The sequence below is a fragment of the Candidatus Solincola tengchongensis genome, from assembly GCF_015711935.1.
GTDB lineage: Bacteria > Actinomycetota > Geothermincolia > Geothermincolales > RBG-13-55-18 > Solincola_A > Solincola_A tengchongensis.
Genome location: NZ_JACVJJ010000048.1, coordinates 46,946 through 72,973, shown reverse-complemented (window position 1 = coordinate 72,973; position 26,028 = coordinate 46,946). Strand labels below are relative to the sequence as shown.

Annotated in this window: 18 protein-coding genes; 12 read left to right on the top strand and 6 right to left on the bottom strand. The window is 63.9% G+C overall.

From position 1 onward, the window contains the following. Positions 1–167: 167 nt before the first annotated feature. Positions 168–677, bottom strand: a complete 510-nt coding sequence (locus tag H7007_RS03945) for a DUF2889 domain-containing protein (RefSeq protein ID WP_287153219.1) — start codon at positions 675–677, stop codon at positions 168–170. A gap of 116 nt (positions 678–793) precedes the next feature. Here H7007_RS03945 and H7007_RS03940 point away from each other — a divergent pair, with 116 nt between their 5' ends. Further along, positions 794–922, top strand: coding sequence for a hypothetical protein (locus tag H7007_RS03940; RefSeq protein ID WP_287153218.1), 129 nt, complete (start codon positions 794–796; stop codon positions 920–922). An 84-nt stretch (positions 923–1,006) separates the two neighbouring features. Beyond that, entirely contained in the window at positions 1,007–1,675 is a 669-nt protein-coding gene (locus H7007_RS03935) for a DUF3786 domain-containing protein (RefSeq protein ID WP_287153217.1), read from the top strand. Positions 1,676–1,753: 78 nt separating this feature from the next. On the opposite strand, the gene H7007_RS03930 is transcribed toward H7007_RS03935, so the two are convergent. Beyond that, a complete protein-coding gene (locus tag H7007_RS03930; RefSeq protein ID WP_287153216.1) occupies positions 1,754–4,447 on the bottom strand; it encodes a putative glycosyltransferase family protein in 2,694 nt (897 codons plus the stop codon). Between the two features lie 615 nt (positions 4,448–5,062). Between H7007_RS03930 and H7007_RS03925 the strand changes: the two genes are divergently transcribed. The 7 genes from H7007_RS03925 to H7007_RS03895 all read left to right on the top strand — a co-directional run bounded on the left by H7007_RS03925 (position 5,063) and on the right by H7007_RS03895 (position 14,666). Further along, positions 5,063–5,620 carry a 4Fe-4S dicluster domain-containing protein gene (locus H7007_RS03925; RefSeq protein ID WP_287153215.1) on the top strand — a complete coding sequence of 186 codons (558 nt, stop codon included), beginning with the start codon at positions 5,063–5,065 and terminating at the stop codon, positions 5,618–5,620. 210 nt (positions 5,621–5,830) lie between these two features. Continuing rightward, complete coding sequence (locus H7007_RS03920) at positions 5,831–6,724, top strand: CoB--CoM heterodisulfide reductase iron-sulfur subunit B family protein (protein ID WP_287153214.1); 894 nt, start codon at positions 5,831–5,833, stop codon at positions 6,722–6,724. Next, positions 6,721–9,822 (top strand): CoB--CoM heterodisulfide reductase iron-sulfur subunit A family protein, encoded by a 3,102-nt coding sequence (locus tag H7007_RS03915; protein WP_287153213.1) that lies wholly within the window; start codon positions 6,721–6,723, stop codon positions 9,820–9,822. Before H7007_RS03920 ends, H7007_RS03915 begins: the two co-directional genes overlap by 4 nt. 28 nt (positions 9,823–9,850) lie before the next feature. After that, positions 9,851–10,348 (top strand): hydrogenase iron-sulfur subunit, encoded by a 498-nt coding sequence (locus H7007_RS03910; protein ID WP_287153212.1) that lies wholly within the window; start codon positions 9,851–9,853, stop codon positions 10,346–10,348. Continuing rightward, positions 10,345–11,184, top strand: coding sequence for a hypothetical protein (locus tag H7007_RS03905; protein ID WP_287153211.1), 840 nt, complete (start codon positions 10,345–10,347; stop codon positions 11,182–11,184). Before H7007_RS03910 ends, H7007_RS03905 begins: the two co-directional genes overlap by 4 nt. 379 nt (positions 11,185–11,563) lie before the next feature. Further along, positions 11,564–13,624 (top strand): formate dehydrogenase subunit alpha, encoded by a 2,061-nt coding sequence (fdhF, locus tag H7007_RS03900; protein ID WP_287153209.1) that lies wholly within the window; start codon positions 11,564–11,566, stop codon positions 13,622–13,624. 199 nt (positions 13,625–13,823) lie between these two features. After that, complete coding sequence (locus H7007_RS03895; protein ID WP_287153207.1) at positions 13,824–14,666, top strand: REP-associated tyrosine transposase; 843 nt, start codon at positions 13,824–13,826, stop codon at positions 14,664–14,666. A 226-nt stretch (positions 14,667–14,892) separates the two neighbouring features. On the opposite strand, the gene H7007_RS03890 is transcribed toward H7007_RS03895, so the two are convergent. Next, the gene (locus H7007_RS03890) at positions 14,893–16,104 is read right to left on the bottom strand and encodes a 2,3-bisphosphoglycerate-independent phosphoglycerate mutase (RefSeq protein WP_350340616.1); all 1,212 of its coding nucleotides are present in this window, start codon (positions 16,102–16,104) and stop codon (positions 14,893–14,895) included. Between the two features lie 537 nt (positions 16,105–16,641). Here H7007_RS03890 and H7007_RS03885 point away from each other — a divergent pair. After that, positions 16,642–17,859, top strand: coding sequence for a hypothetical protein (locus H7007_RS03885; RefSeq protein ID WP_287153205.1), 1,218 nt, complete (start codon positions 16,642–16,644; stop codon positions 17,857–17,859). 98 nt (positions 17,860–17,957) lie between these two features. Here H7007_RS03885 and H7007_RS03880 read toward each other — a convergent pair whose 3' ends face one another. Together H7007_RS03880 and H7007_RS03875 are read right to left on the bottom strand one after the other, a co-directional pair. Then, positions 17,958–18,959 carry a potassium channel family protein gene (locus H7007_RS03880; protein ID WP_287153204.1) on the bottom strand — a complete coding sequence of 334 codons (1,002 nt, stop codon included), beginning with the start codon at positions 18,957–18,959 and terminating at the stop codon, positions 17,958–17,960. Positions 18,960–19,411: 452 nt separating this feature from the next. Further along, positions 19,412–20,041: an MBL fold metallo-hydrolase gene (locus H7007_RS03875; RefSeq protein WP_287153202.1), complete on the bottom strand. Its 630-nt coding sequence runs from the start codon at positions 20,039–20,041 to the stop codon at positions 19,412–19,414. 621 nt (positions 20,042–20,662) lie between these two features. On the opposite strand from H7007_RS03875, the gene H7007_RS03870 reads away from it, so the two are divergent. After that, positions 20,663–21,355 carry an ATP-binding response regulator gene (locus tag H7007_RS03870; RefSeq protein WP_287153201.1) on the top strand — a complete coding sequence of 231 codons (693 nt, stop codon included), beginning with the start codon at positions 20,663–20,665 and terminating at the stop codon, positions 21,353–21,355. Positions 21,356–21,655: 300 nt separating this feature from the next. Here the strand turns inward: H7007_RS03870 and H7007_RS03865 are convergent, their stop codons facing one another. Then, positions 21,656–23,659, bottom strand: a complete 2,004-nt coding sequence (locus H7007_RS03865; RefSeq protein ID WP_287153199.1) for an FAD-dependent oxidoreductase — start codon at positions 23,657–23,659, stop codon at positions 21,656–21,658. 459 nt (positions 23,660–24,118) lie between these two features. On the opposite strand from H7007_RS03865, the gene H7007_RS03860 reads away from it, so the two are divergent. Next, positions 24,119–25,921 (top strand): CoA-transferase, encoded by a 1,803-nt coding sequence (locus H7007_RS03860; protein ID WP_287153197.1) that lies wholly within the window; start codon positions 24,119–24,121, stop codon positions 25,919–25,921. The last annotated feature ends 107 nt before the right edge of the window (positions 25,922–26,028 follow it).

The window sequence follows — 26,028 nt, the reverse complement described above, 5'->3', positions numbered from 1 at the left end:
TGGCCCCTTGGGACGAGCATGTCAGGCCTGCGGCGCGAGCCAGGGGGAACACCTTCATGAGCTCCGACCCCGCATTATGTGCGCGTCCCGTGACGATAAACGGCGGGTGGCATTCCGGACGCTCGCTCGCGGTCTTCATGGCAGGGTCACGGAGCGGGGTGTGCGAGTCATGGCCCCGTTTCCTCCCGCATGCGCTTCATGAGTGGACCGTCTTCCCTCCAGGTGTAGCAGCTTCCCATGATACCTAGGCGAATAGCCTGCTCGCGCATCATGCGCACCGCCTTGTCGCCGCCGCCGAACCTGTGCACCAGAAGGGCACCCCTTCCCTGCACGCTGACGTGCCCCAGGTTGGTCACCAGGACGGCGAGGTGGCTGCAGCCCTCGGGAGAACCAACCACATCCCGGACCAGCTGGGTGAAGCCGGGCTTTATCTCCACCCCCACAAGGCGCTGCAGCGTGCGTAAAGCATGACGACAATCCTGGTGGGGCACGTGAAGCATCTCGCCCTCCAGGAGTTGGATGCGGCCATCCACGAGGTCCACGGCAGCCCTGACCGACATGTGGTGCACGGGCTGTCCCAGGCGGGTGTCCTGGAGCGTTCCGGTGAGGAAGACCCTTCCCTCCTCGTCCTCCCCGATATCGAATTCGATGCGGCGGTGAAATATGCCCTTCTCCACGCTCCTCCCTCCCACATGCTCCGTATCAAGATGTTGTAATTTTTATCAACATTATATTATTTTATAATTAAGTTAAAAAAGTAAAAGAGTGGTGAAAGCCTCGGGAGGTGGTCGAGTTGCAGATGCTGGTTCCCGATTTCTGGAGAGGGAGGGGCAGGTTCTCCAAGCAGGCCACCTGCAGGAAGGTGAAGGACGACACCCCTTACCAACCCCGGGAAGGGGACGCGGTGCAGGAGGAGCAGTAAAGGCCGCAAGCGGAAAGGGAGACGAACGGAGGCGACTCCTCACTTGCCTGCGGCAGGGGAGGAACATGGCGGTTAAGAGGGATGATGAGCGGTAAGCCTGATGTCGAGGCGAAACGGAGGGCCACCCTTCTCCAGGCGTTGGAGGAACTACAAGGGTTAGACCTCTGCCGCCAGGCGGAACTGGGAGGGTTTTCCTGTAAAGAACTGGAAGATGGCGCTTTTCAACTCCTCATCCCCTCTTTCAACGGGGAGATCGAGATATGGCTGCCCGAAGGGCGCATGTCCTTGCCTCCCCACCTGGAGAGCCTGTCTCTGCGTGTGCTGGCACTCCGGTATGTCAAGCTCTCCTGTGGGGTTCCGGAGAGCGGCGAGTGGATAGCTTATCGGGACCTCCCAGGAGGGAGGTTCTACGCCGCCACCATTTCCCCGACCATAGAAAGGCCTTTGGCCGACATGTTCGGATTCCGGCGGGGAGCACTCGGGGAGATCGCGGCACGGCTGGGCGGCGTGAAGGCGGATTTCGGCGATGAGTCTTTCGTCTTCCGTGCCTTTCCCCGCGTGCCCCTGCTCCTCGTCCTCCACTGGGGCGACGAAGAGTTCCCTCCGGAATGCCGGGTACTCTTTGACCGCTGCAGCTCCCGATATCTGAACACCGATGACCTCAAGGTACTGGCCACTCAACTGGCCGCTTACCTGATGAAGGAAGGGGGCAGGGCTGAGGAGGCCGAGAACCTCCTGTGGATGGTGGAATGACTCGTTCAGGCTACGGCTCGCTCTTTCGATTCCTCTTATTCTGACACGAAATCGGGATAGCTTGCCTCGATCTTTACCTCAAGGGTCGGCATTGCCCTCACCCAAACTTACACTGACTTTAATCTGAGACATCTCGCTCAACTGGCCCAGTTGCTCGTCGTAAAGGGCTACATTGAGGCCGTATTCCCCCGGCTCACTCGGCGGCCGTACGAGCACGGAGAATCTCGCTGACTGACCGGCGGGCAGGTCGCAGGGTAAGAAGGATATATGCTGGTCCCATACCCAATCGTTACCCTGTGACCATCCGATCCAGACCCGGACGAGGCCATAGGGATATTCCTCCTCGCGCCCCCGGTCCCAGTAGGCCATCCAGTAGTTCTGACCGGTGTTCTCCGCCTGAAGTACGACGGGAAAGAGCCCGCCGGTCACGGGGATGTGCAGCGTGTCCCCTAAACCGGCAAGATACACCTTCCCGTTCAGGACGCCCGACCCGACCAATTCTTCATAGCCACGGAGTGTGATCTCGGAGGAGAGGGAGAGCGGCGCAAAAAGCCCCTCGTCCAGGCGGACCTCCAAGCGGTAATCGCCGGCCATAGGAGCGCTGGACACGGTCAGGGGGATGGTGGCCGTCTCTCCCGGTGCCAGATAAAGCGGGACGCGGAAGGTCCCCCGTATCTCGAGGTCGCTCTCCCCTTCAAACCTGGCGATGAAGGGCTGGGCCTCTTCCACGGCCATGACGAATGGTTTCTCGGTGGGGTTGTGCGCGAGGAGTCCGAGGTTCAGGCGTTCCCCCTGCGGCGCGGAACGGGGGCAGGCGAGGGCAAGCTCCAGCTCTCCGGCCTCCGCCAGTTCCGTTTCCGCCACCCGGAATACGGCCTGGTCTCCGAAGTCTGCAACCAGGTCCAGTCCCGGGAAGTCGAGCAGCTTGTCGCGCAGCTCTTCCCGCGAGCCTTCCTCGGTCCATTCCCAGTGCCAGATCACGTAATCCACATGGAGTCCGGACAGGAGTCCCAGGGTCCTCTTGGAGGGGAAGGCGGTCATCTCGTCGTAGATGCGCAGGTAGAAATAGGGGAAGTACGAGCTGCGCCCGTTGACGATCCTCCTCCAGTGGTAGGTGCTGTAATACATCGCCAGCCCGTCATGATCGATGTACTCCACGGGGTCCGCGGTCACGAAGCCGAGACCCCATCCATCGTAGGTAAGGGCTCCTTGGGTGAGAGGTGGGGAGGGGAGCTCGATGAAGCGGGCGTCCCCGCTCTCCGCGGCCCAGCGGTAGACCTCGGGGACCTCCTTGCCCACCGGGACACGGTAGATGGGGATGTTGAAGGTAGCCATCTCTAAGACCAGCAGGCCGAGCAGGAAAGGGGGGAAGGCCTTCGAGATGAAGGACCGCGAGCGGCCTCCTTCTCGGACGGCTGACACGCGGGAGTGGAGGAACCAGGTTCCGTAGCCGGCCAGGCCGGCGATTCCGAGGAGGGCGATGAGGTATATCCTCATGGGCGTCCGGGTGAACTTAAGTATTCCGAGGTTGTACGGGATGGCGTAGAAGAGGTTGTTGAACTTCCCGATGCGCGGCCCGAAGGAGAAGAGGAGCCCCACTACCGTGAGGACGACGAAGTAACCGGCATCCCGGACCGGTGTCGGAGTTCGCCGCTGGGTGACTTCCCTCCTCGGCGGAACCGATTCTCCGCTCTCCGCCTCCTCTTGCAAGGTCGCCCCCAGCCCTTCGGGTACCCCGGGGCCTTCTGCTGCCGGGACGTGCCGTCGCCTGGCGGAGCGGTACAGGGCGAGAAGCCCGAGGATGAAGAGCGCGATGACCAGGAAGCCGGGGAACAGGGCCGCGCCCCGGAAAGCCATTATGTGGCGGAAGGGGCCCGGCGCTTTCCCATAGAGCACACTCTGGGGAAGGACACGCAGGAAATCGGAGGCGTGCACGGAATAGGGCACCGTCTCCGAGACCGACCTCTCGAAACCGGGCAGCCGGGAATGGGTTCTCAGGTAGGGGAGGAGGAGCGGTATCAGGAGCAGGAACGCCGCCGCCATGGAGAGCGCGGAAAGGCCGAGCATCTTCCACTCCTGCCCGTGGCGTGAGAAGGCGGCTTTCCAGAGAAGGAAGAGCCCCGCGGCAAGGGCACAGAACATGGCGTAATGCCAGCTGGAGAGGGATTGCAGTAGGAAAAAGAGGGCGAAGAGGAGGAGGCGTTTTCTCCCTCCCCATTCGAGGTAGCGATGCAGGTAGAGGAGCATGAAGGGCATGAAGGGTGAGAAGAGGAACCAAAGGTGATCCGGCCGGGCCATGCGGAAGGGAGCCAGGGCGAATATCGATCCCGCCACGAGTCCTGCAGGGACGCTCCCGGTCAGCTCCTTGAGCAGGAGATAGGTTCCGAACGCGGTGAGCACCAGGGAGAAGAACAGGAGGAAGTTGAAGGTCAGGACCGGGTTATGGGTCGTAAAGTATACGGGCGCTCCGCATACGCCGATGATGAAGAGGTGCTCGGAATAGGTGTTGACGTCCCGGGAGGGATAGATGATGTTCCCTTGGAAGAAGTTGCCGGGATCGGTGAATATCTTTCGGGCATCCCAGGAGGTGAGCCAGGCGGCGTGCAGGGCATCGCCGAAACCCCCGAGCTCCCCGGTTGGCTCATAGATCCCGTTGTCGCCGGGGAGGCAATTGTGGACGTGTAGGGCCAGTGGCCATGTGTAGAGAACGGAGACCAGAAGAAAAAAGGCGATCACCGCCGCGTATTCGATCCTTTTGGAGTTCTTGTCCATCTTATCCGTTGAAAAACCCGACCTCTTCGATTTTTACGCGAACAATAGTTCTATATGCCGCAGGCATAGCCCTTCATATCTCGACCGGTCGCGGTTGACAATTTAATGGCCATCAAATAATTCTATAGAGTCAATTTTAATTCTTGTTCATGTCGAGTGTTTGACGGGCGCGAGCTTTGCCCGGGGGAAAGACCGCGTCGCTCAGGGACGGCGATAGGGCCTCTCCCTTGACGGCCGGATAAGGACTCGCGCCGGGCATGGTGCCGAATCTCCTTACGGCTACCTTGCCCATGCTCCGGTTGGTGGTCTTGGGGATAATGTGGGGTAAAGAACGGTCCTTTCTTGTCCGTTCGGGAAAGGGGGACCGGAAGGCCCTTTCCGCATGGGAAAAGATATTGAGTGCCGTGAGGGTCCTGCAGAACTGTCTTAGAGGGTCAGGGCCCAGAAGGAGGGCAGATCCGTGGCGCATTCGCCCCATGGTCCTCCAATACCTTGGGGCAGAGACGCGGGAACGCCGATTCGTGGAGGTCGCGGAGCGGTGACATGATATAGAACATGGTACACGTTTCGGAATTAATATAATTGATTGCCATCGATGGCGACCGGGGAGGGAGGATGATAAAAGCTACGGGTAGCGGGCTGGAAAGGGAAATAGAGGCGCGCTGTGGCGAGCGAGTGCGGCTCTGTTTTCAGTGCGGGAAGTGCAGCACGGGTTGCCTCTTCACCCCGGCCATGGACTTGCTCCCCCACCAGGCCATGAAACTGGTACAGCTGGGGGAGGAGGAGAGGCTTCTCTCCAGCCGCACAATATGGATATGCGCCTCCTGCGTCACCTGCACGGCGCGCTGCCCCAACGACATCGACGTGGCCGGGGTCATCGACGCCCTGCGGCAGATGGCCCTGGAGAAGGGCGTGCGGCCTGCGGAGAGGAACGTCCCCCTCTTCCACTTCTGCTTCCTGGGGAACATCCGGGCCACGGGGAGGATAAGCGAGCCCGTGCTCATGGGGGCCTACAAGGCGTTGTCCGGCGACCTCTTCAGCGATATAGGGCTGGCCGTGGAGATGCTCCGCAAGGGCAAGATAAAGCTTGTCCCCAGCCTGGTGCGGGGTCGCCGCGAGATAAGGCGCATCTTCAGCGAGAGCGGCGGGAAGGGGGCGGTGGGAAAGGGATGAGGCCGCAGCGCAAGGGCCGAGGAATGGGAGGACCCGGCATGACGCGGGAGCCTCTCTCTTCTCGCGGCAGAGGCATGAAAGCGCCGCGCAGGGTCTTTCCCGGCCTCTCGGCGCCTGGCGGCGCGCTCGAGGTGCACGGAAAAGGCGGGTACGAGTACGGCGTTTTCCCGCGGGACGGATGGACGGGGTTCGGCGGCCGGAGGTAAGCAGGTGGGAAGTTATTCCTATTACCCGGGTTGCTCCCAGCTCTCCTCGGCGGAGGAGTACGGTGACTCGGCGGTGGCCGTGGCCCAAGCGCTGGGCATCCGTCTGGAGCCTCTGCCAGACTGGAGCTGCTGCGGCGCCTCATCGGCACACATGACCAACCGACTCCTCTCCGTGGCTCTTCCGGCGCGCAACCTGGCCCGGGCGCGGGAGCGGGGCGGAGACCTGGTGGTGGTCTGCGCGGCCTGTTACCACAACCTGAGGTCGGCCCAGATGGAGCTCCTCGAGGACGAGGAGATGGCTTCCCGGCTGGAGAGGGTCATCGGTTCCGACCCCCGCTTCCGGGGCCGCATCGTGCATCTCCTGGACCTGATCTACGAGGTGGTGGGGCTTGAGCGACTAAGGGAGAGAGTCGTGAACCCTCTGCGAGGGCTCAGGCCGGTATCCTACTACGGATGTCTCATGGCCCGTCCTCCGGAGATGATGGAGGGCGACAACCCTGACCATCCCAGGCGCATGGACGAGCTGCTGGACGCCCTGGGGGCGGAGGTCAGGCCCTGGTCCTACAAGACCGACTGCTGCGGGGGGAGCCTCTCCCTGACCCGCACCGACCTGGTGGTGGGGCTGGTGAACAGGCTCTTCGAGGCCGCGGAGGAGGCCGGGGCGGACAGCCTGGTCACCGCCTGTCCCATGTGCCTGGCCAACCTGGAGATGCGCCAGCGGGAAGGGAAGCTCACTTTCGGGCATGAACACGACCTCCCGGTGTTCTTCTTCACCGAGCTCATCGGGCTGGCCCTGGGAATGGAGGAGGCCGATTCCTGGCTCTCCAAGCACCTCATGGATCCCCGGCCCCTCCTGTGGAGGAACGGGGTGCGGACGGGAGGAGGACGACCCACTTGATCGGCAAGATGGACGAGAAAGAGGACCTTAACCAAGTCATGAAAGACGTGGACGATGTCGAGCCCGCCGGAGGTAAGCTCCCCCTCGGCTCGGTCATGGTGGTGGGCGGCGGCGTGGGTGGAATCCAGGCCTCGCTGGAGCTCTCCGGCCTAGGCTACCGGGTGTACCTGGTCGAATCCTCGCCCTCCATCGGCGGGGTCATGGGCATGCTGGACAAGACCTTCCCCACCAACGAGTGCTCCATGTGCATCCTCTCCCCCAAGATGGTGGAGGTGGCCTCGGACCTGAACATCGAGGTCCTCACCCTGGCCGATGTCCTCTCTGTGGAGGGCCAGCCGGGGAGCATGCGCGTGCGTCTGCGGCTGCGGCCCCGCTACGTGGACGTTGAGAAGTGCACCGGGTGCGGGGACTGTACCGCCAAGTGCCCGGTGAAGATACCCGACCCTTACAACGCGAACCTCAACACGACCCGCTGTATACGAGTGCCCTTCCCCCAGGCGGTCCCCGGGGCGGCGGTCATCGAAGGCTCGGTGTGCCGCTACCTCACCAAAGGGAAGTGCGGCAACTGCGCCAAAGTCTGCCAGGCGGGGGCCGTGAACTTCGAGGACCGGGAGCGGGAAGTGGTCCTCGAAGTGGGCATGGTCATCGCCGCTCCCGGCTACCGTCCCTTCGACGCCTCCCGCAAGACGGAGTACGGGTACGGGATATACCCCAACGTGGTGACCTCCCTGGAGTTCGAGCGCATCCTGGGGGCCAACGGCCCCACCCAGGGGCGCGTGATCCGCCCCTCCGACGGGCGGGAGGTGAGAAGGCTGGCCTTCATCCAGTGCGTGGGCTCGAGGGACGTGACCGTGGGCAACGGATACTGCTCCAGCGTGTGCTGCATGTACGCCACCAAGCAGGCGCTCATCGCCAAGGAGCACCTCCCCTCCATCGAGCCCACCATCTTCTTCATCGACCTGCGGGCCTACGGCAAGGATTTCGAGAAATACTACACGGGGGCGGAGACCCGCCAAGGGGTGCGTTATGTGCGGGGACTGGTCTCCGGGATACGGGAGAGGCAACGCACCAAGGACCTCCTCCTGCGCTACCTGGACGAGAAGGGGTGCATGCGGGAGGAGGAGTTCGACCTGGTGGTCCTCTCCATCGGGCTGGAGGCCCCCTGCGGACTGGCCGAGGGACTGGGGCTGGAGCTCAACGAGCACGGTTTCGCCCGCTCCGACCCCTTCCTCCCCGTCCTCTCCTCGCGCCCGGGGGTGCTGGTCTGCGGGGCGGCCCAGGAGCCCAAGGACATACCGGACACCGTGACCCAGGCCACGGCGGCGGCGGGGGTGGCCTCCCTCGCCCTGCACCGGGCCCGGGGGACCCTGCTCACGCGCCGCGAGCATCCCCCGGAAAGGGACGTGCGTGGAGAGGAGCCCCGGGTGGGGGCGGTCATCTGTCGTTGCGGCTCCAACATCGGCGGCTTCGTGGACGTGCCCGCGGTGGTGGAGTACGCCCGCGGGTTGCCCGGGGTGGTATTCGCCGAGGAGAGGCTCTACGCCTGTTCCCAGGACGCCCAGGAGTGGATACGCCAGATGGTGGAGGAGCACCGGCTGAACCGCCTGGTGGTGGCCTCCTGCACACCCCGCACCCATCAGCCCCTCTTCCGGGAGACGCTACGCTCGGCGGGGATCAACAAATATCTCTTCGAGATGGCCAACATCAGGGAGCACTGCTCATGGGTGCACATGCAGGAGCCGGAAAAGGCCACCCGGAAGGCCAAGTACCTGGTGAGGATGGCCGTCGAGAAGGCGGTGCGCCTGGAGCCCCTGACCGAGGGGGAGAGCGAGGTCATCTCCCGCGCCCTGGTCATCGGGGGCGGGGTGGCGGGGATGAACGCCGCCCTCCAGCTGGCCGGATCCGGATTCCCGGTCTATCTGGTGGAGAAGGAGCAGGAGCTGGGCGGGCTGGCGCGCAACGTGCACTTCGACTACCGGGGTGAAGACGTGCAGGCCTATCTCCGCGACCTGGTGGAGAGGGTGCGGCGGGAGGAGCTCATAACCGTCCTCACCGGGCACCGGGTGGTGGATGTCTCCGGCTTCGTGGGCCGCTTCCGCACCCTCGTCCGCGACGGAGAGGGCAGGGAGACCCTGCTCGAGCACGGCGCGGTCATCGTAGCCACCGGAGGGGGACAGTACCGGCCCACGGAGTATCTCTACGGGGAGGACGAACGGGTCCTCACGCAGTGGGAGCTGGAGGAAAGGATCGCCTCCCGGGACCCGGGGCTTTCGGGAATCCGCCGCGCGGTCATGATTCAGTGCGTGGGCTCGAGGGACGAGGAGCGGCCTTACTGCTCCAAGGTATGCTGCACGGAGGCGGTGAAGAACGCCCTGGCCCTCAAGGAAATGAACCCCGCTGCGGACATATACGTCCTCTACCGGGACGTGCGCACCTACGGCTTCCGCGAGGACCTCTACCGGAAGGCGAGGGAGGCGGGTGTGGTCTTCCTGCGTTTCGCCGATGGAGTACGGCCCACTGTGGCCAGGTGGGGGAGCGCCCTCCGGGTGACCGTCCCCGAGGCGGGCCTGGGCGAGGAGGTGGCCGTGGACACCGACCTGGTGGTCCTTTCGGTGGGGATAACCGCCAACCCGGACAATGCCGAGTTGGCCCCTATGCTCAAGGTTCCCCGCAACGCGGAGGGCTTCTTCCTGGAGGCGCACATGAAACTGCGCCCCGTGGATTTCGCCACCGACGGGGTTTTCGTGTGCGGCCTGGCCCACGCCCCCAAATCCATCGAGGAGTCCGTGGCCCAGGCCGCTGCCGCGGCGGCGCGGGCGGAGTCCGTACTCAGCAGGGAGAAGATAATCACCGAGGGCGTGGTGGCCGTTGTGGACGAGGAGAGGTGTTCCGGGTGCGGTATATGCGTGGGCCTATGCCCCTTCGAGGCGGTCACCCTGGACCGGGAGAGGAGGAAGGCTTCCGTGAACCCCTCCCTGTGCAAGGGGTGCGGCACGTGCACGGCGGCCTGTACGGCGGGTGCCAGCCGCCTGCAGGGTTTCAGGGCGGACCAGATATGCGAACAGATCGAGGCGGCGGCCACGGCCTGGGATGAGTAGGCGGCCGCCGGGGAGGCGAGGCGCGGAGATGGAGGAGGAAAAAAAGGAGGAGAGGAGCATCACGGAGGGCGCGGACGACGTACGCATCCTGGCCTTCCTGTGCAACTGGTGTTCTTACGCCGGGGCGGACCTGGCCGGGGTATCCCGCCTCCAGTACCCGCCCAACGTTTTGGACGTGCGGGTGATGTGCACGGGGACCATAAGCCCCTATTTCGTGGTCAAGGCCTTCCAGGAGGGCATGGACGGGGTGCTCATCGCCGGGTGCCATATCGGCGACTGTCATTATCTCAAGGGGAACTACATGACCGCCAAGCGCTTCCAGGTGTTGCGCGAGGCCCTCAGGTTCCTGGGGCTTGAGGAGGGCCGACTGCGCCTGGAGTGGGTTTCCGCGGCGGAGGGAGAAAAGTACGCCGAGGTGGTGCGCTCCTTCACCGAGCAGGTGAGGGCCCTGGGCCCCTCCCCCCTGCGCCGCGTGCCGGCAGGGGCGAAAGGGCGGGGGGAAGAGGTCGGACGAAGGCGGAAGTGAGGACGGCCGTGGTGGACGCGAACGAGCTGAAGGCGGTCATAAGGAAGAAACTGGAAGAGGGGGCGGATGCCTTTCTCTGCCTGGTGGACGAGGAGGGGAGCGCCGTCCCCGCGCTCGTCACCGTCGCCGATTCCCCGGACCTGGAAAGGGTCTCCGTGAGTGGGGCGCGTTATCCCCTGGGGAAGCTCCTCATCGAGCTCCTGCGCGAGTACCCGGGACGGCGTTTCGCCGTGCTGGCGCGGGGGTGCGACGAGCGCGCCCTGGTGGAGCTGGCCAAACTGGAGCAGGTGGACCTGGAACGGGTGGAGCTGGTGGGACTGGCTTGTTCCGCGGAGGAGGCCAGGGCCTGCGGGTGCCGGAAGCCCTACCCGAGCCGGGTGCACCTGGGGGAGACGGCGGAACCCGCCCCGGAACGGGAGGCCATCGAGGAGCTGGAATCCCTGTCCGACCGCGAGCGCCTGCGCTTCTGGGAAGAACACTTCTCCCGGTGCATCAAGTGCTACGGGTGCCGGAACGTATGCCCCATGTGCTTCTGCGAGGACTGCGCCTTGGAGAATCCCCAGCTGGTGGAGCCCGGGGTCGTCCCCCCGGAGTTCCCCTCCTTCCATCTTATAAGGGCGCTGGACATGGCCGGCCGCTGCGTGGACTGCGGGCTGTGCGAGGAGGCCTGTCCGGCGGGAATACCGCTGCGTTCCCTGTACCGCAGGATGCAGGAGGTGATGGAGGAGCGCTTCGGTTACCGCCCGGGCGAGGACCCGGGACGCAGGAACCCTCTGAGCGAGCTGGGCACGGAGGAAGAAATAAAGAAGATCTTGGGGTCAGGTCTTGAATCGTGATACCCCATCGGGTATTTCGGCGGAAAAACCGGAAGTCGTAGACCTCCGGAGAAGGTGGGTAACGACCGGGAAACGGGTGGCATAAAGCATTGGAACGTGTACCGGTAAGGAAGGCATCAACCTGAGGCGGTTCAGGTGTTCGGGATGAGCTCAGTGCGGAAGCACGAACCTTTTAGGTTATGGATTGAAGGAGCTGGAGAAAGGGGACGACGAGACTTTTCGGTTTTTACCGACGAATAACCCGGCAGTTACGGGCGCCGGTGGAGATGCGGTGAATTGCTGAAAAATTGCTGAAAAGAACGGGACATGATGCGGAAAAAGGTAAGAATCGGAGTTCGTTAGGTAACATGAGGGTAAAGGAAGAGACGAGGTAATTTAGATGGCGCACGAGGATTTCGATTTCCGGCTGGTCCCCTCCACATGCGTCTATTGCGGGACGGGGTGCGGTGTGCTCCTGCAGGCGAACAACGGGCGCCTCACCGGGACGCTTCCCCAGAAGGATCACCCCGTGTCGCGTGGCTCGCTTTGCATCAAGGGGTGGTCGGCCCACGAGTTCGTGCACAGCCCCCACCGCCTGACCCGTCCCCTTATCCGCCGGGGCGGGGAGCTGGTGGAGACGGACTGGGACACGGCGCTGCAGGCGGTGGCGGAGGGGCTGCGGAGGACGCGGGAGGAGCATGGGCCGGACGCGGTGGGATTCCTGGCCTCCGCCCGCTGCACCAACGAGGAGAACTACCTCCTCATGAAGCTGGCCCGCGCGGTGGTCGGCACCAACAACGTCGACCACTGCGCCCGCTTGTGACACGCTCCCACGGTCGCCGGTCTGGCGACGGCACTGGGAAGCGGGGCCATGACCAACTCCATAGAGGACCTGGCGGAGGCGGAGGTCATCCTGGTGGTGGGGTCCAACACCACCGAGCAACACCCCATCATCGGGGAGCGCATACTTTCCGCGGTGAGAAGGGGTACCCGACTCATAGTCATCGACCCGCGGGCCATCCACTTGACCCGCTTCGCCCGGGTACATCTGCGCCCTAGGCCCGGGACGGAGGTCGCCTACCTCAACGGCCTGGCTAACGTCATCATCTCCGAGGGTCTGCAGGACGACGCCTTCATCGCCTCACGCACCGAGGGCTTCGAGGAGTTCCGCGAGGCAGTGGCCGGATACACCCCGGAGAAGGTGGAGGAGATAACCGGCATCCCGGCCTCGAACCTCATCGAGGCCGCGCGACTTTACGGGGGCGCGGGAAGGGCGGCCATCGTCTACTGCATGGGGATCACCCAGCACGTGGCGGGCACGGACAACGTCCTCGCCGTGGCCAACCTGGCCCTGCTCACCGGGAACGTCGGCAGGCCGGGAACGGGGGTCAACCCCCTGCGGGGCCAGAACAACGTGCAGGGGGCCTGCGACATGGGCGGACTCCCCGACGTTTTCACCGCTTACCAGAGGGTGGACGACGAGGAGGCGGCGCGTAAGTTCGAGGCCGCATGGGGTGTGGAAGGGCTTTCCAGGAAGCCGGGCCTCACGGTGGTGGAGATGATGGAAGCCGCCGCCACGGGACGCCTGCGGGCCATGTACATCATGGGGGAGAACCCCATGCTCTCCGACCCGGACGTCAACCACGTGCGGGAAGCCCTCTCCAGGCTGGACTTCCTGGCCGTGGCGGACATCATGGAAAACGAGACCCTGCGCCATGCCCACGTGGTTTTACCGGCCGCTTCCTTCGCCGAGAAGGAGGGGACCATAACCAGTACCGAGCGCCGCGTGCAGAGGTTTCGCCGGGCGATAGAGCCGGTCGGAGAGGCGCGCCCGGACTGGGGGATAGTCTGCGAGCTGGCCAGGCGCATGGGGGCGAGCGGTTTCGACTTCGCATCCCCGGAGGAGGTCTTCGAGGAGATAAGGAAAGTGACCCCCAGCTACGCCGGCATTACCTACCGGCGGCTGGGCACACGCGGCCTGCAGTGGCCGTGCCCCTTCGAGGACCATCCCGGGACGCCCATCCTTCACGTGGAAGGTTTTCCCATCGGGAAGGGGAGGTTCACCCCCGTCGCCTACCGGCCGCCGGCCGAGGAGCCGGACGAGGAATACCCGTTCATCCTCACCACCGGGCGCATACTATTCCAGTACCACACCGGGACCATGACCCGCCGTTCGCCCTCACTGGCGAAGGAGGCGGACCGGCCGTTCGTCGAGGTCAACCCGGAGGACGCCGCAGAACTGGCCATCGCCGACGGTGAGCGAGTGGTCGTCGCCTCTCGCCGGGGGAGCGTGGAGGTGGAGGCCAAGGTGACCGAACGGGTGGGAAGGGGCGTGGTCTTCATGCCCTTCCACTTCGCCGAGGCAGCGGCCAACGCGCTAACCATAGCTGCCTTAGACCCGGTAGCCAAGATCCCCGAACTCAAGGTCTGCGCCGTCAAGATCCATGGGGTCAGGTCTTGAATCGTGATACCCATTAGGGTATTCACGGACCCTTAGTTCTTGCAAGGATTCCCCTATGGGGATGTCTCTACCCTATTTATTTGAAAAAAAGCTCTTCCTATCCTCAGCGCGTTTGGCTAAAATATGTATAACATATATAACTTATATATATTTCAGAAAAAAAGGTCAATTGAGTGCCTGGGCAAGGAGGAAAACACAGATGGCCAGGCCGCTAAGGTTGCAGTTGGAAAATGCCCTCTATCACATCACCTCACGCGGTAACGAGAGGACGAGCATTTTTCTTGACGATCAAGATCGCCATGTCTTTCTGAAGAAGCTTTCCGATGTTATCGAGCGATATATCTGGACGGTATATGCCTATTGCCTTATGGGTAATCATTATCATCTCCTCCTCAGGACCGAGAAGGCAAACCTTTCCGGGGGGATGCGCCAGTTGAACGGCGTATATGCTCAGTATTTCAATCGGCGCCACGATAGGGTGGGTCATGTGTTCCAGGGTAGGTTTAAAGCCATTCTCATCGAGGACGAGGATAAGCTCCTGGCCGTCGCACGATATGTGGCCCTCAATCCCGTGCGGGCAGGGATGGTGGACGGACCGGCGGATTGGAAATGGTCTTCTTATCGGGCGACGGTCGGCTTGGACAAACCGGCGAAATTTTTCTGTCCCGACCATGTCCTGTGCCTGTTCTCCAACCGGCGGGACGAGGCCGTCGAGCTATACGACTCCTTCATCCATGAGGGCATCGGGGAACCCTCACCTCTGGAGAACGCATATGGAGGGATAGTTCTCGGTGAAAAGGAGGCCACGAGAGTGCTTCTCGAGAAGGTGGCCCGGCAAGTGGGCCCGGAAATACCCAAAGGGGAAAGATATGCGGCTAGACCGGACCTGGAGGAAATATTCTCAAACCATGACCGGGATACGGGCATTTATTCGGCAATCCACAAATACGGATACACGTTGAGATCGGTTGGGGATTTCCTGGGGATGCATTATTCCGCGGTGAGCAGGATCGTCAACAGGGTTGCCAGAAGCGCGACCTGACGATCTTTGGGGCGCATCCCGGCGATCCACACCATCTCGTTAATGTGTTTTAGCGATTGGCCCTTGGCTTCGGCGCATACCCCGGCTTTCCGCTGAATACTTGCCCTCTGCATCAACGTCGGAAAAACGTTTGAGCTGTGATCTCCAAGTTGTTCTAAGAAACCGCGGAGGTGCTAAAAGCGCTTAAAATACCCCTAGAGGTATCACGATTCAAGACCTGACCCCTTTAGGCTCCGAATTTGGAGAGGCGCTGGGCGCAAGCGAGCATCATGGGCAGCAAGTCCACGGCGGCGAAGACACCCAGGATGCCGTGGGCGCAGGCCCTCTCTCCGAAGGAGTCCACGTCGTCCCTCCTCTCCCACCGGGAATGGAAGAGAAGAGGGGAGGGATGCCAGCTGTGGGCCTTGAGCAGGGAGGGGGTGGAGTGGTCCCCGGTCACCACCAGCACGTCGGGGTCGAGCTCCAGGATGCGGGGTACGGAGGTGTCCACCTCCTCGATGCAGGCCACTTTGGCCTCGAAGTCCCCGTCCTCGCCGCGGCTGTCCGTGTACTTGTAGTGGACGAAGAAATAATCGTAATGCCCCCAGGCTCCGGCCAGGGCTTCCACCTGTTCGGCGAAGGAGGGACCGGTGTCCACCAGCTCCATCCCCACCAGGCGGGCCACGGCGCGGTACATGGGGTAGGTGGCCACGGCGGCCGCCCGTATGCCGTAGAGCTCGGTCATGGGAGGTATGTCGGGCTTCCGGGCGAAGCCCCGGGTGAGCAGCATGTTGGCCGGATGTTCGTTGGCGAGCAACCTGGCAGCTTTTTCCAGGTATTCGTTGACCAGTGCAGCAGTCCTTCGCGCCGCCTCGTCCTCCTCCGCGAGCGGACGGCAGGGCAGGGGAGGTAGGCCCGTCTTCTGGGGATCGGTGTCCGTGACGCGCTCAGAGAGGCCCTCGCCTCGCAGCACCAGCGCCGCGCGGTGCTCCTTCTCCGGGCGGATGATCGCCTCCGCGCCTTCCAGCTCTATGGCCGCGAGCTTCTCGCACAGCCGCGCGTTCTCCTCGGTGGAGATGCGGCCGGCGCGCCGGTCGGTTATCACCCCGTCCTCCACGGTACAGAAATTCACCCGAGCCGCAAGGTCGTGCGGGCCGAGGTCCATGCCCACTCCGAGAGCGGAGAGCACTCCCCTACCCACCTCATAGCGCAACGGGTCGTACCCGAAGAGGGCCATGTGGGCGGGGCCGCTTCCCGGGGTGATGCCCGGGCCCACGGCGTGGATCATCCCGCAGGCGGAATCCCTGGCCAAGGCGTCCAGGTGGGGAGTACGCGCGGTCTCCAGCTCGGTGAGGCCGGTCTCCGGATGGGGGAGTCCCCCCAGGCCGTCCAGCACCAAAAGCACCATCTTGGACGCCGACGTCGTTCGCAGGCTGGATATGAATTCCATGCGGTTCACTTCTATGACCTCCTCTATCTCGCCAACATTATATACGGGGAGGCGGTCGGCAGGATAACGCGCGGTCGGACGGGCGAGGGCGGTGATCGGCATAGTGCGGAAGGGTGCCGGGAAGCGCCTCGCCCGGCTTGACCTCCTCCACTCCGGCACACAAGCACATAAGAGGTCTGTGACGCAGCGCGGGTGGCCGGGGATTCGCGGAGGTGCCTCGTGCCGCAAAAGGGCGGCGGAGACGGCCTTTCCGCGGAGCGGCGTATCATGTCGCGGCGGGGGGCCCGGAGGCTGCCCCTCCGGGGAAGGGGTGAGCGGAAAGGCCGGAAGACGTTTTCATGCCGCCTGCCCGCGTGGTGGTTCCATGGGGCCGAGGCCTTATTATTAAAGAGTGGGCCCGTAACTGCCCGATTCGTGAAGATGGAAGCGGGTTGATTCCGGCCGTTGGCGGGGAGGGCTCCTTGAGCGGGATGGGCGGTTGACGAAAATAAAGGTGAGGGTACGTGGCCTTGAGTTCGAGCTGCTGAGGGGAGCACGGGCCTTGTGATGAGAGGGTTCAGGGTATTCTGGAACCGTTGGTGGGTGGTGGTGGTCGTAGTGTCCGCCCTCGCCGTTTCCGTGCCCGTCCAGTACCTGGTCCGCCGGGAGGTGGTGGTGGGGATAGCCTCTGAACACACGCATTCCCACGCGCACGGTCCCGAGGAGGGCCATGCACACGTAGAGGGCGAGGGCCACGCGGGAGAGGAAGAGCATGGGGAAGAAGGGCATCCGGCCTCGGAGATTCCCCTGCACACCAACCTGATAAGCAACTACAGCTTCGAGGTGGGGACACGGGAGACCATCTGGGGATGGGCCAAGAAGGGCGAGGAAAGGGGCGCGCTGGCCTTCAGGGACCGGGAACGTTCCTTCAGGGGCTTCGCCAGCGCCGCGGTCAGCTCGCAGGAGAGCGATTTCGTGGATGCCGGATGGTACATGCCCCTGGGGATGACGCCCGTGGGCCACGACGTGGTCTTCCGGGGCCAGGTTAGCACGGAGGGCCTGGAAGGGCAGGCTTACCTGGGGATCATCATCCGGGGAGCGGGCGAGGAGGAGGCCGAACCGCGCACCCTGGTGGTCGCTTACTCCGACCGGGGTGAGGGGACCATGGGATGGACGCCCCTGGAGCTGCGCGTTTACGTGCCCCTGCAGGCTCGCGAGGTATGGCTGGAATGCGGGATGTACGGAAAAGGGAAGGCTTGGTTCGACGAGGTATCCCTGGAAGTGGAGGAGAGGGAGGCCTATCCCCCGGAGGGAGTCAATCTCCTCGACAACCCCTCTTTCGAGGCGGGAGCCACTGGGTGGCACATCTTCTTCTCCGGCACGGACACGCCCCCGGCGTACGGCCCGGAGGCCGGGTGGTCGGGGGAAGGGCTCTCGCTGCGGGTGGATAACGGGCCGGGTCTCGGACCATCGGCTCATACCGGATTTTTCCAGACCATCACCGGGCTCTCGGGGCATAAGGGAGCCCTGTTCCTGCGTGGCAGGATAGGCTCCAGGAGCATGTCCGGCAGGGCATGGGTGGATGCAGTGGCCTTCGGGGTCTCCGGCTCCACGGGGTTCATGGTCTCACGGGAATTGAGGGGGAGCTCGGTATGGGAGGGATTCGAAGGCTGGATCCCACTGGAAGGGGAGACGGACAGCCTCATGGTCCGGCTGAACGTGGAGGGGAGCGGGGCCCTCCTGGCCGACGACCTGGAGGCCGTGTTCTTCCCCGCAGGGGAATAGGTCGCGGCGCGCCGCTGGCTGGGCCCCATATCCTTGTCCGGTCTCGTGCCTCTTGGGAAGGAAGAGGCGAGGTCGCCGTCTCGAGGCAGCGCGGATGATCAGCGCCGCGAGGCGCTCATGTTCTCCAGGTTGGAGAGGTCGCGGGGCGTCCCCAGGGCGATGAGCAGGTCGCCGGCGTCCAGGCGGGTGTCCTTGTCCGGCCGGGTATCGAACCTCCCATCGGCAGCCTTGCGCACGGCCACGACGAGGGCCCCGGTCCGGACCCGGATGTCCATCTCCCCGATGGTCCTGCCCGCCAGCTCGGATCCCTCCTCCACCTCCAGCTCCTCCAGCCGGTAGTCCAGGGAGATGCCGTGGGCCACCAAGTCGAGGTAATCGAAGACGCTCGGCTTGAGGAGGAAGGTGGCCATGCGTTTTCCGCTCAATGTATAGGGTGATATGACCCGGTCGGCGCCGGCGTAGAGGAGCTTGTCCACCGAATCCCGGCTCACGCAGCGCGTAACTATGATCACCTCCTGGTTGAGGCTCCTCGCCGAGAGGGTGGTGAAGAGGTTGTCGGCGTCGTTCTCCAGGGCGCATACCACCCCGCGGGCTCTCCCGACCCCGGCGTTTACCAGGGTCTCCGTGGAGGTGGCGTCACCCTCCAGGCAAAGGTAACCCTTCTCCTGGGCCAGCACCAACCGCGCCGGGTCCCTCTCGATGACCACGAAATCTGCTCCCGCTTCCGCCAGGGTGTCGCAGACCACCTCCCCCACGCGGCCGAACCCGCAGACCACGTGGTGATCGCGCAGCTTTCTTATCCTCAGGTCCATCCTTCTCCTCCCGAAAATCTCCCGCAGGGCCTCGCCGAAGGTGTAGCTTATCAGGCCGGATATTATGAAGAAGAGGTTGAACACCCCGGTTAATATCACCAGGATGGTGAAGTACATTCCAGCCGTGGAGAGAGGGCGTACCTCGCGGAAGCCCACCGTGGTGATGGTGATCACCGTCATGTAGAGCGCCTCCGTGTAGCTCATGTGCTCTATGGTCATGTAGCCAACGGGGGCAAGAGCGAGGAGCAGGACCAGGAGGGTCACGGAGATCACTATCCTGCGGTGCAATTCGTCCTCCCGCGAAATCGTCCCCCTATGGGGTTTCCGCCCTCACGCGTCGGTGAGGTGAGGGCCGACGGACTTTCTTTCCGCATAATTCATTAAACGGCGCCCCCCTGCTGTCCTTCCGGCACCGGGGCCTCGCCCTGCGAAACTTCTCCTGGTATGCCGTGAAAACCCGACCGGGGGACCTAACCCCGGTCGTGTCCACGCGGGCACCAATGTACAATCGCTTCTTTGGTCTCATCTGCCGTGCCTTCCCGTGCCCCCGGAGAATGAAGACGGAGCAGTGGGAACGAAACGCCGTCGGGGCTTTTGGTGCGCATCAAGGACATCATTTCCGAAACGGAGAATGAAGGCGGGGCTTGAATCATGGAATGCCGCGGCGCGTGCCATTTGGGCGCGAGGCGGCTGAGAGGTTACCGGAGACGGAGAGGATCTCGGGACTCGGGTCGGCGGCCTCAGATCCCGATGAGAAAGGGGTTGGTGCGCTTCTCCCAACCCACCACCGTGGAATCCAGGTGGCCCGGATATATCCGGGTCTCGCTGGGCAGGGTGAAGATCTTCTCCTTGACCGAGCGCAGCAGGGTCTGCATGGAGCCGCCGGGAAAGTCGGTGCGGCCTATGGAGCCCCGGAAGACCAGGTCGCCGTCGAATAGGACGCCGTCGGTGAGGAAACAGACGCTGCCCTCGGAATGCCCCGGGGTGTGCAGGACCTTGAACTTCATCCCGCCCAGCTCCAGCTCCTGGCCGTCCTCGAGGGGCAGGAACTCCTCCGGCAGCTCCAGGTCGTCCAGCCCCAGCATCCTCAAGAAAAGGGGAGAAATGGACTTCACCATCTCCGCGTCGGCGGGGTGCATGTAAGCCGGTGCCCCGGTGGCATCCACGATCTCCTTGAGGCCCATGAGGTGATCGGGATGCCCGTGGGTGAGCAGCACGGCCTCCAGCTGCAGGCCGTGGTCCTCGAGGTACTTCAATACCTGGGAGGGGGAGACGCCGGCGTCGATGAGCACCGCCTTTCCCTCCTCCTCGTTGACAGCCAGGTAGGTGTTGCTGCCGAAAGAGTAATCGGTGAAGGTTATTATCTCCACGGGAATCCTCCTCTTTTCATCCCGCTCCCGCCGGTCCTCCGGGGTTCCTAGCCGGGCTTTGGGGTCCTCCCCGGCGGGACGGTTGCCGTTTTCGCTCGCTGGTCGTCGCTCCTCGCAAGGTGTGGCACTTCCCGTGCCCTCAAGACCTTATGGAATTATAAAACACCTCCCACTGGCGGGAAATGACCGGGTTTCTCCCCTAGAGGATGTGGATCGGACGAAGAACCGGATTATCCCTCGCGCCATCCTGGCCTCTTCCGATCGGGGGTGGTGTAGTGGCCTCCAGGCCGAGTCCCCGGAGCCGGAAGCCTCCACGGGGACCATGCCGCGCCCCGAACCGGGAGCCTCGGCCCTCCACCCTCGCCCGCCGCTGAAGGGGAGGGGGGCAGGCGTCCTCGGCATAGCAAAGGCGGAAAGGAGGGAAGAGATTGAGCCGGCGTTCGAGATGTCCGTGAACCTTCCCGAGGGGCGAGATGCGCCGGGCGGAGCTGGAGGACAGGCCGCCCCCCTCTCTGTTTTGAAAGATGAATGTTTGAGTGTCGAAAAGAGGGGGACATTGCCCCTTACCTTTTCACGGTGGGTTACCGAAACATAATTACTGGAGAAGGAGGTGCCGGCCTCATGCCAGTGGTTCTGTACATAGACGACAGCGCCGTGGAGCGCAGCATAGTGAGGCGGCTGCTCGAAGGCGGCGGCTTCCAGGTCTTTACCGCCGAGAAACCGGAAGAGGGGCTGGAGATAGCGGAGAAAGTGCGGCCCGACGTCATCCTCCTGGACCTCCACCTTGAGGGGGCGAGGGGCTGTGACCTGGCGGAGCACTTGCGGAAGATGCCGGGGCTGGAAGATGTCCCCATAGTGGCCATAAGCGCCTCCCTGAGGGAGGAGGAGAGGCCGGGGGTGTTGGAGAATTTCGACGGTTACATCCAGAAACCGGTGGATGTGGACCTCTTGCCCCGCATGGTGCGGGAGTTCATGGTGCGGGGCGCGGCGGAGGTCCGCGAGGAGGAGAAAAGCCCCCGATCGGATGAAGGGGAGGCCACCGAGGAGTCTAGCGGCGACGTCCGGGAGGTACTGGAGACCCTGGAGAAGGTGCGCTCGGTGATGTCCCACGACCTGAGGACCCCTCTCACGGTGATGATCTCCTACGCCAGCACGGTAAGCCGGGAGAAGGTGGGAGAGCTCAACGAACGCCAGAAGGAGATGCTGGATCTGGTGGTCCAGCACGGTTTCCAGATGGACGCCCAGATAACCGAGCTGGTAAAAATAGCCAGGGAGACCTTGGACCGCTTCGGGTATCCGCGCCGGAAGCACTGAGGCCCACGGGGGCGACCTCTCGCCGCCGGACCACCGTCACCACGCGACAAAGGACGGCTTATCCCTGGACGAGGAGCGCATGCCCCCTTTTTCTCCGCAGGGGAGAGGCGCGCACCCGCCGGCGATGGCCGGCCACGCGGAGAGCGAGCTTTACCGGGCGTTTCCGCTGCCGGACACGAGTGACGTTCCTGTGTGCCGCGTTCCTGATGCCGGGATGAGCCCACACACCCGGGCAGATTCCCCCCGCCGCTCGGCCGCCTCCAAGGGAGCGTGATCGGTAGGCGGCCGTTCCCCGCCGGATCAGACCTTCAACCCGGCTTCGTAACCCTCCTGGATGGCCTCAATGGCTTTGCGCGCCTCCCTGGCGTCTCCGACGAGGTGGACCTCCAGCCCCAAATCCTTGAGTTCCTCGTAGAGGCGGTTGTCCGGGCAGCTTCCCACGGCGATGATCACCGTGTCCGCGGGTATGGACTCCTCCTTCCCCTCCACCTCCACCACAACGCGGCCCGGCTCGATGCGCTTGGCGGAGGCGTTGCTCCTCACCTCGATGCCCAGGTTGCGCATGTCCTGGAGGATGGTCCAGCGGGTGGAGATGCCCACGTCCCGGCATACCTTGTCCAGCATCTCCACCACGGTGACCCGCTTGATGCCCCGACTGCACAGCTCGCGAAGGGTATCCACGTCCTCACCGTCGTTCATGAAGAGGAAGAAGAGGGTGTCCGGGGATATGGTGCCTATGCTGGCCACGTACATGGCCGTCTCCGACCCCACGGCCCCCCCGCCGATGATCACCACGTCCCGGCCCTCGGGGTCCCTCTTTCCTTCCAGGATATCCCAGGCCATGGCCACATGGGGCAGGTCGATGCCCGGGATGTTGGGCACCGCCTGGCGGGCTCCCGTGGCCACCACCACGGCCTCGAAGCCCTCCTCGCGTAGGAGGTCGGCGGTGACCTCCGTTTCCAGGCGCAGCTCCACGCCGGCGTTGTCCAGCTGGTTCTCCAGGTCCTCGATGGCCGTCCAGAACTCCTCCCTTCCCGGGGGCACGGCGGCCAGGTTTAGCTGTCCTCCCAGGTAGTCCTTCCTCTCGAAGAGGGTGACTTGGTGGCCCCGTTCCGCGGCGGTGAGAGCGGCCTTCAATCCCGCCGGCCCTCCGCCCACCACGGCCACCTTGCGGGGCCGGGACGCTGGCTCCACCTTGTATTCCAGCTCCCGGCCGGCGCGGGGATTGAGCATGCAGGTCACCGGCTGGAGGTAGAAGACATGGTCAAAACACCCCTGGTTGCAGGCTATGCAGTGCGTTATCTCCTCGTACCTCCCCTCGGCGGCCTTCCGCGCCAGGTAGGGGTCGGCGATGAGGGCGCGGGCCATGGCCGTGAGGTCGGCCATGCCCATGCGCAGGATCTCGTCGGCCACGAAGACGTCGTTGATGCGGTTGGAGGCGATGACCGGCACGCTGACCTTCTCCTTGACGTGGGCCGCCAGGTAGGCCAACCCGGCGCGGGGGACGGACATGGGGAGTTGTGGCACCCGGGTCTCGTGCCATCCCCCGGTGACGTTTATTATGTCCACTCCGTGCTTCTCCAGCTCGGCGGCGAAGAGGGCCCACTCGCGGTTGGTGTTCCCCCCTTCCATGTAATCATGGCCGGCGATGCGGAAGCCGACGACGAAATCGGGTCCCACCGCCTCGCGCACGGCGTCGGCCACCTCCAGACCGAAGCGCATGCGGTTCTCCCAGGAGCCGCCGTACTCGTCGCCGCGGAGGTTGGTCACCGGGGAGAGGAACTGGCAGATGAGGTAGCCGGTGCAGGCCAGCACCTCCACCATGTCGTAACCCGCTTCTTTGACCCGGCGCGCGGCGTCGGCATAGGCCTGGATGGTCCTCTTGATGTCCTCCCGGGTCATCTCCCTGGGCTCCTCGCGGGTGAAACGGGAGGCCACCGGGCTGGGGGCCAGGGCCTGCTTTCCCTCCATGGATATAGAATGGGAATAACGGCCGGCGTGGTAAAGCTGGCAGGCGGCGGCGGCGCCGTGTTTCTTTATGGCCTGGGCGAGGATACGGTGTCCCTCCACGCAGGAATCGTCCCGCATGTCCAGCATCCAGTAAGCGCCTGCGTAGTCGTCGATGATGGCTCCTCCCACGATGATCAGCCCCGTGCCGCCGCGAGCCCTCTCCTCGTAGAAGGCCACTATGCGGTCGTTGACCCGCCCATCGGGGGTGAAGTTGAGGTGCATGGCGGTCATCACTATGCGGTTCCTGATCTCCAGGTCCTTGACGCGAAGAGGGGTCAAGAGCTTCTTCAACATCTCCTTCACTCCTTCGATTTCTCGTTCACCGCTACAGAGCGGGCTACGCAATGACGCCACACGTCTGTCCGAACGGTCACGCGCGGTCCTCGTGCTTCTAACGGTCGCCCGGTCGCGCGGCGGTGCCGCTTTCGGTCCCCTCGCTGTGGCAACCGCTATCCTATTTTACGCCGGCGTAGGAGGAAAACGGCGATCCACCATGAGCAATGGCGTTTGAGACTCGGGCTCTTCACGCGTCCTTACCTCGGCCGGTTGGGGAGGTTTGAGGCTACGGCGATCTGATTTGACCCGCATGCGCCCGCGACCGAAGGGCGACACATGCGCCGCCTTGGCCGCAGAGGGACGTCTCACCTCTCCCTCCCCGCAAGCGGTTTTTTACCGCCTGGTACGTATTTCCCGCCGGATGGGTTGTGTTATAGTATACCAGACTTGGCGGAAAAGGCAGGTATCAAGGGGAAAATGCGGTTCGAGGACTTGTTCGGGGCCTTCTCGGAAAGGGTGGCGGAGGCCCTTGCCATAGCCGAGAGGGAGACCTCGGAGGACAAGGTGAAGGACCTCCGCCGGGCTGTGGAGGAGCTGGTCAGGCCGGGGATGCACCTTCACCTGGGCCACGCCTACATGCGCCCCAACGCCGCCCTCTACGAGATATGCCGCCGTTTCTGGGGAAAGGATCCCGGTTTCACCGTCTCCTCCCTGGGCTTCATCGCCAACATGGTCCTCCTGGTGTACGGGGGTCTGGCCTGCAGGCTGATAACCACCTTCTGCGGCGATTCCTACCCCTTCCCGGGACCCAACCGGGTGTACCAGGAGGCCTACCGGGAGGGGCGCCTGGAGATCGAGAACTGGACGGTCCTCACCCTCCCGCAGCGCTTGATGGCCGGCGCCATGGGTGTGGAATGGATGCCCACCCATTCCCTCCTGGGGAGCTCCATGGAGGAGGAGAACGCGGGGGACTTCCGGGTGGTGGAGTTGCCCGACGGGAGCCGGGTGGGCATGGTGCGGGCCCTGCGTCCCGACCTCACCCTCATCCACGCCTGGGCGGCCGACCGGGCGGGGAACGTCCTGCTTACGCCGCCCTATGCGGAGAACGTCTTCGCCGCCTTCGCCGCCAGGGAAGGGGTCCTGGTGACCGTGGAACAGGTGGTCCCCACCTCCTTCCTGCGCCGCTACTCCCATTTCGTCAGGATTCCCGGATACCTGGTGCGCGCGGTTTGCCCGGCGCCCATGGGGGTGCATCCCTCGGGGGCCTCCAACCAGGGGATAAAGGAGTTCGAGCCCTACGCCGAGGACGAGGAGTTCATGCTCGAGCTGCGGGAGGCCTGCCGCAGCGAGGAATCCCTTCGGAACTGGGTTCGGGAGTGGCTTTTGGAAGTGGATTCCCACGAACGCTATCTGGCCAAGCTGGGGCACGAACGGATATGGTACCTGAAGGGCCGGGCGGCCGGGGACTCCTGGGTCTCCGAGCTGGCCGACCGCATCCCCTCCATCCCCGCGACGGAGGAATACACTCCCGTGGAGATGATGGTGGTGGAGGCGGCGCGGATGATCCGCAGGCGCGTGCGCGAGGCCGGTTACCGCACCATCCTGGCGGGCATAGGCGCCTCCAACCTGGCCGCCTGGAAGGCCTGGTACGACCTTCGCAGAGAGGACGTTCCGGTGGAACTCATGGCCGAGGTCGGCTTCTACGGGTACACGCCGCGCCCCGCCGATCCTTTCATCTTCAATTTCCGGAACATCCCCACCTGCACCATGCTCACCGACATCACCACCGTCCTAGGTTCCATGGTGGGGGCGGCAAGCGGCCGGGCCATAGGCGCTCTGGGAGCCGGCCAGGTGGACCGCTTCGGGAACATCAACTCCACCAAGATCCCGGAACTGGGGCTTTTCCTGGTGGGATCTGGAGGGGCCTGCGACGTGGCGCTGGGAGCCGGCGAGGTCCTGGTGACCGTGGCCATGGACAAGATGCGCACCCCGGAAAGGGTCTCCTACATCACCGCTCCGGGCGAGAGGGTCAGGACCGTGGTGACCACGGAGGGTGTCCTGGAGAAGCCGCCAGGAGAGGAGGAACTGGTGCTCACCGCCTTCTTCCCCCATGTGGCTGCGGACGGGAGAGAGGCCCTCCAGGCCATCGCTTCCCGCTGCGGCTGGGACCTCAGGGCCGCGCCTTCCCTGCGGCGCGCCCAACCGCCCTCCCGCGAGGAGCTCTACGACGTGCGCATCTTCGACCCGCGCCGCTACTTCCTGGGAGAACCCCCTGCGTGATCTCGGGGGACGGTACGAGAATGGCCTTTTCCGTCGGAGAGGCGGATCGACCCATTTCCCTTCGGCTCTCCCACGCGCCGCGGAAAATCGCTCATGGAGGAAGCGGG

Excerpts from the sequence above, each read along its gene's own strand:
- H7007_RS03865 (WP_287153199.1), bottom strand. The coding sequence starts at position 23,659 with ATGTTGAAGAAGCTCTTGACCCCTCTTCGCGTCAAGGACCTGGAGATC.
- H7007_RS03925 (WP_287153215.1), top strand. The coding sequence starts at position 5,063 with ATGATAAAAGCTACGGGTAGCGGGCTGGAAAGGGAAATAGAGGCGCGC.
- H7007_RS03885 (WP_287153205.1), top strand. The coding sequence starts at position 16,642 with ATGAGAGGGTTCAGGGTATTCTGGAACCGTTGGTGGGTGGTGGTGGTC.
- H7007_RS03860 (WP_287153197.1), top strand. The coding sequence starts at position 24,119 with ATGCGGTTCGAGGACTTGTTCGGGGCCTTCTCGGAAAGGGTGGCGGAG.
- H7007_RS03895 (WP_287153207.1), top strand. The coding sequence starts at position 13,824 with ATGGCCAGGCCGCTAAGGTTGCAGTTGGAAAATGCCCTCTATCACATC.
- H7007_RS03910 (WP_287153212.1), top strand. The coding sequence starts at position 9,851 with ATGGAGGAGGAAAAAAAGGAGGAGAGGAGCATCACGGAGGGCGCGGAC.
- H7007_RS03930 (WP_287153216.1), bottom strand. The coding sequence starts at position 4,447 with ATGGACAAGAACTCCAAAAGGATCGAATACGCGGCGGTGATCGCCTTT.
- H7007_RS03870 (WP_287153201.1), top strand. The coding sequence starts at position 20,663 with ATGCCAGTGGTTCTGTACATAGACGACAGCGCCGTGGAGCGCAGCATA.
- H7007_RS03935 (WP_287153217.1), top strand. The coding sequence starts at position 1,007 with ATGAGCGGTAAGCCTGATGTCGAGGCGAAACGGAGGGCCACCCTTCTC.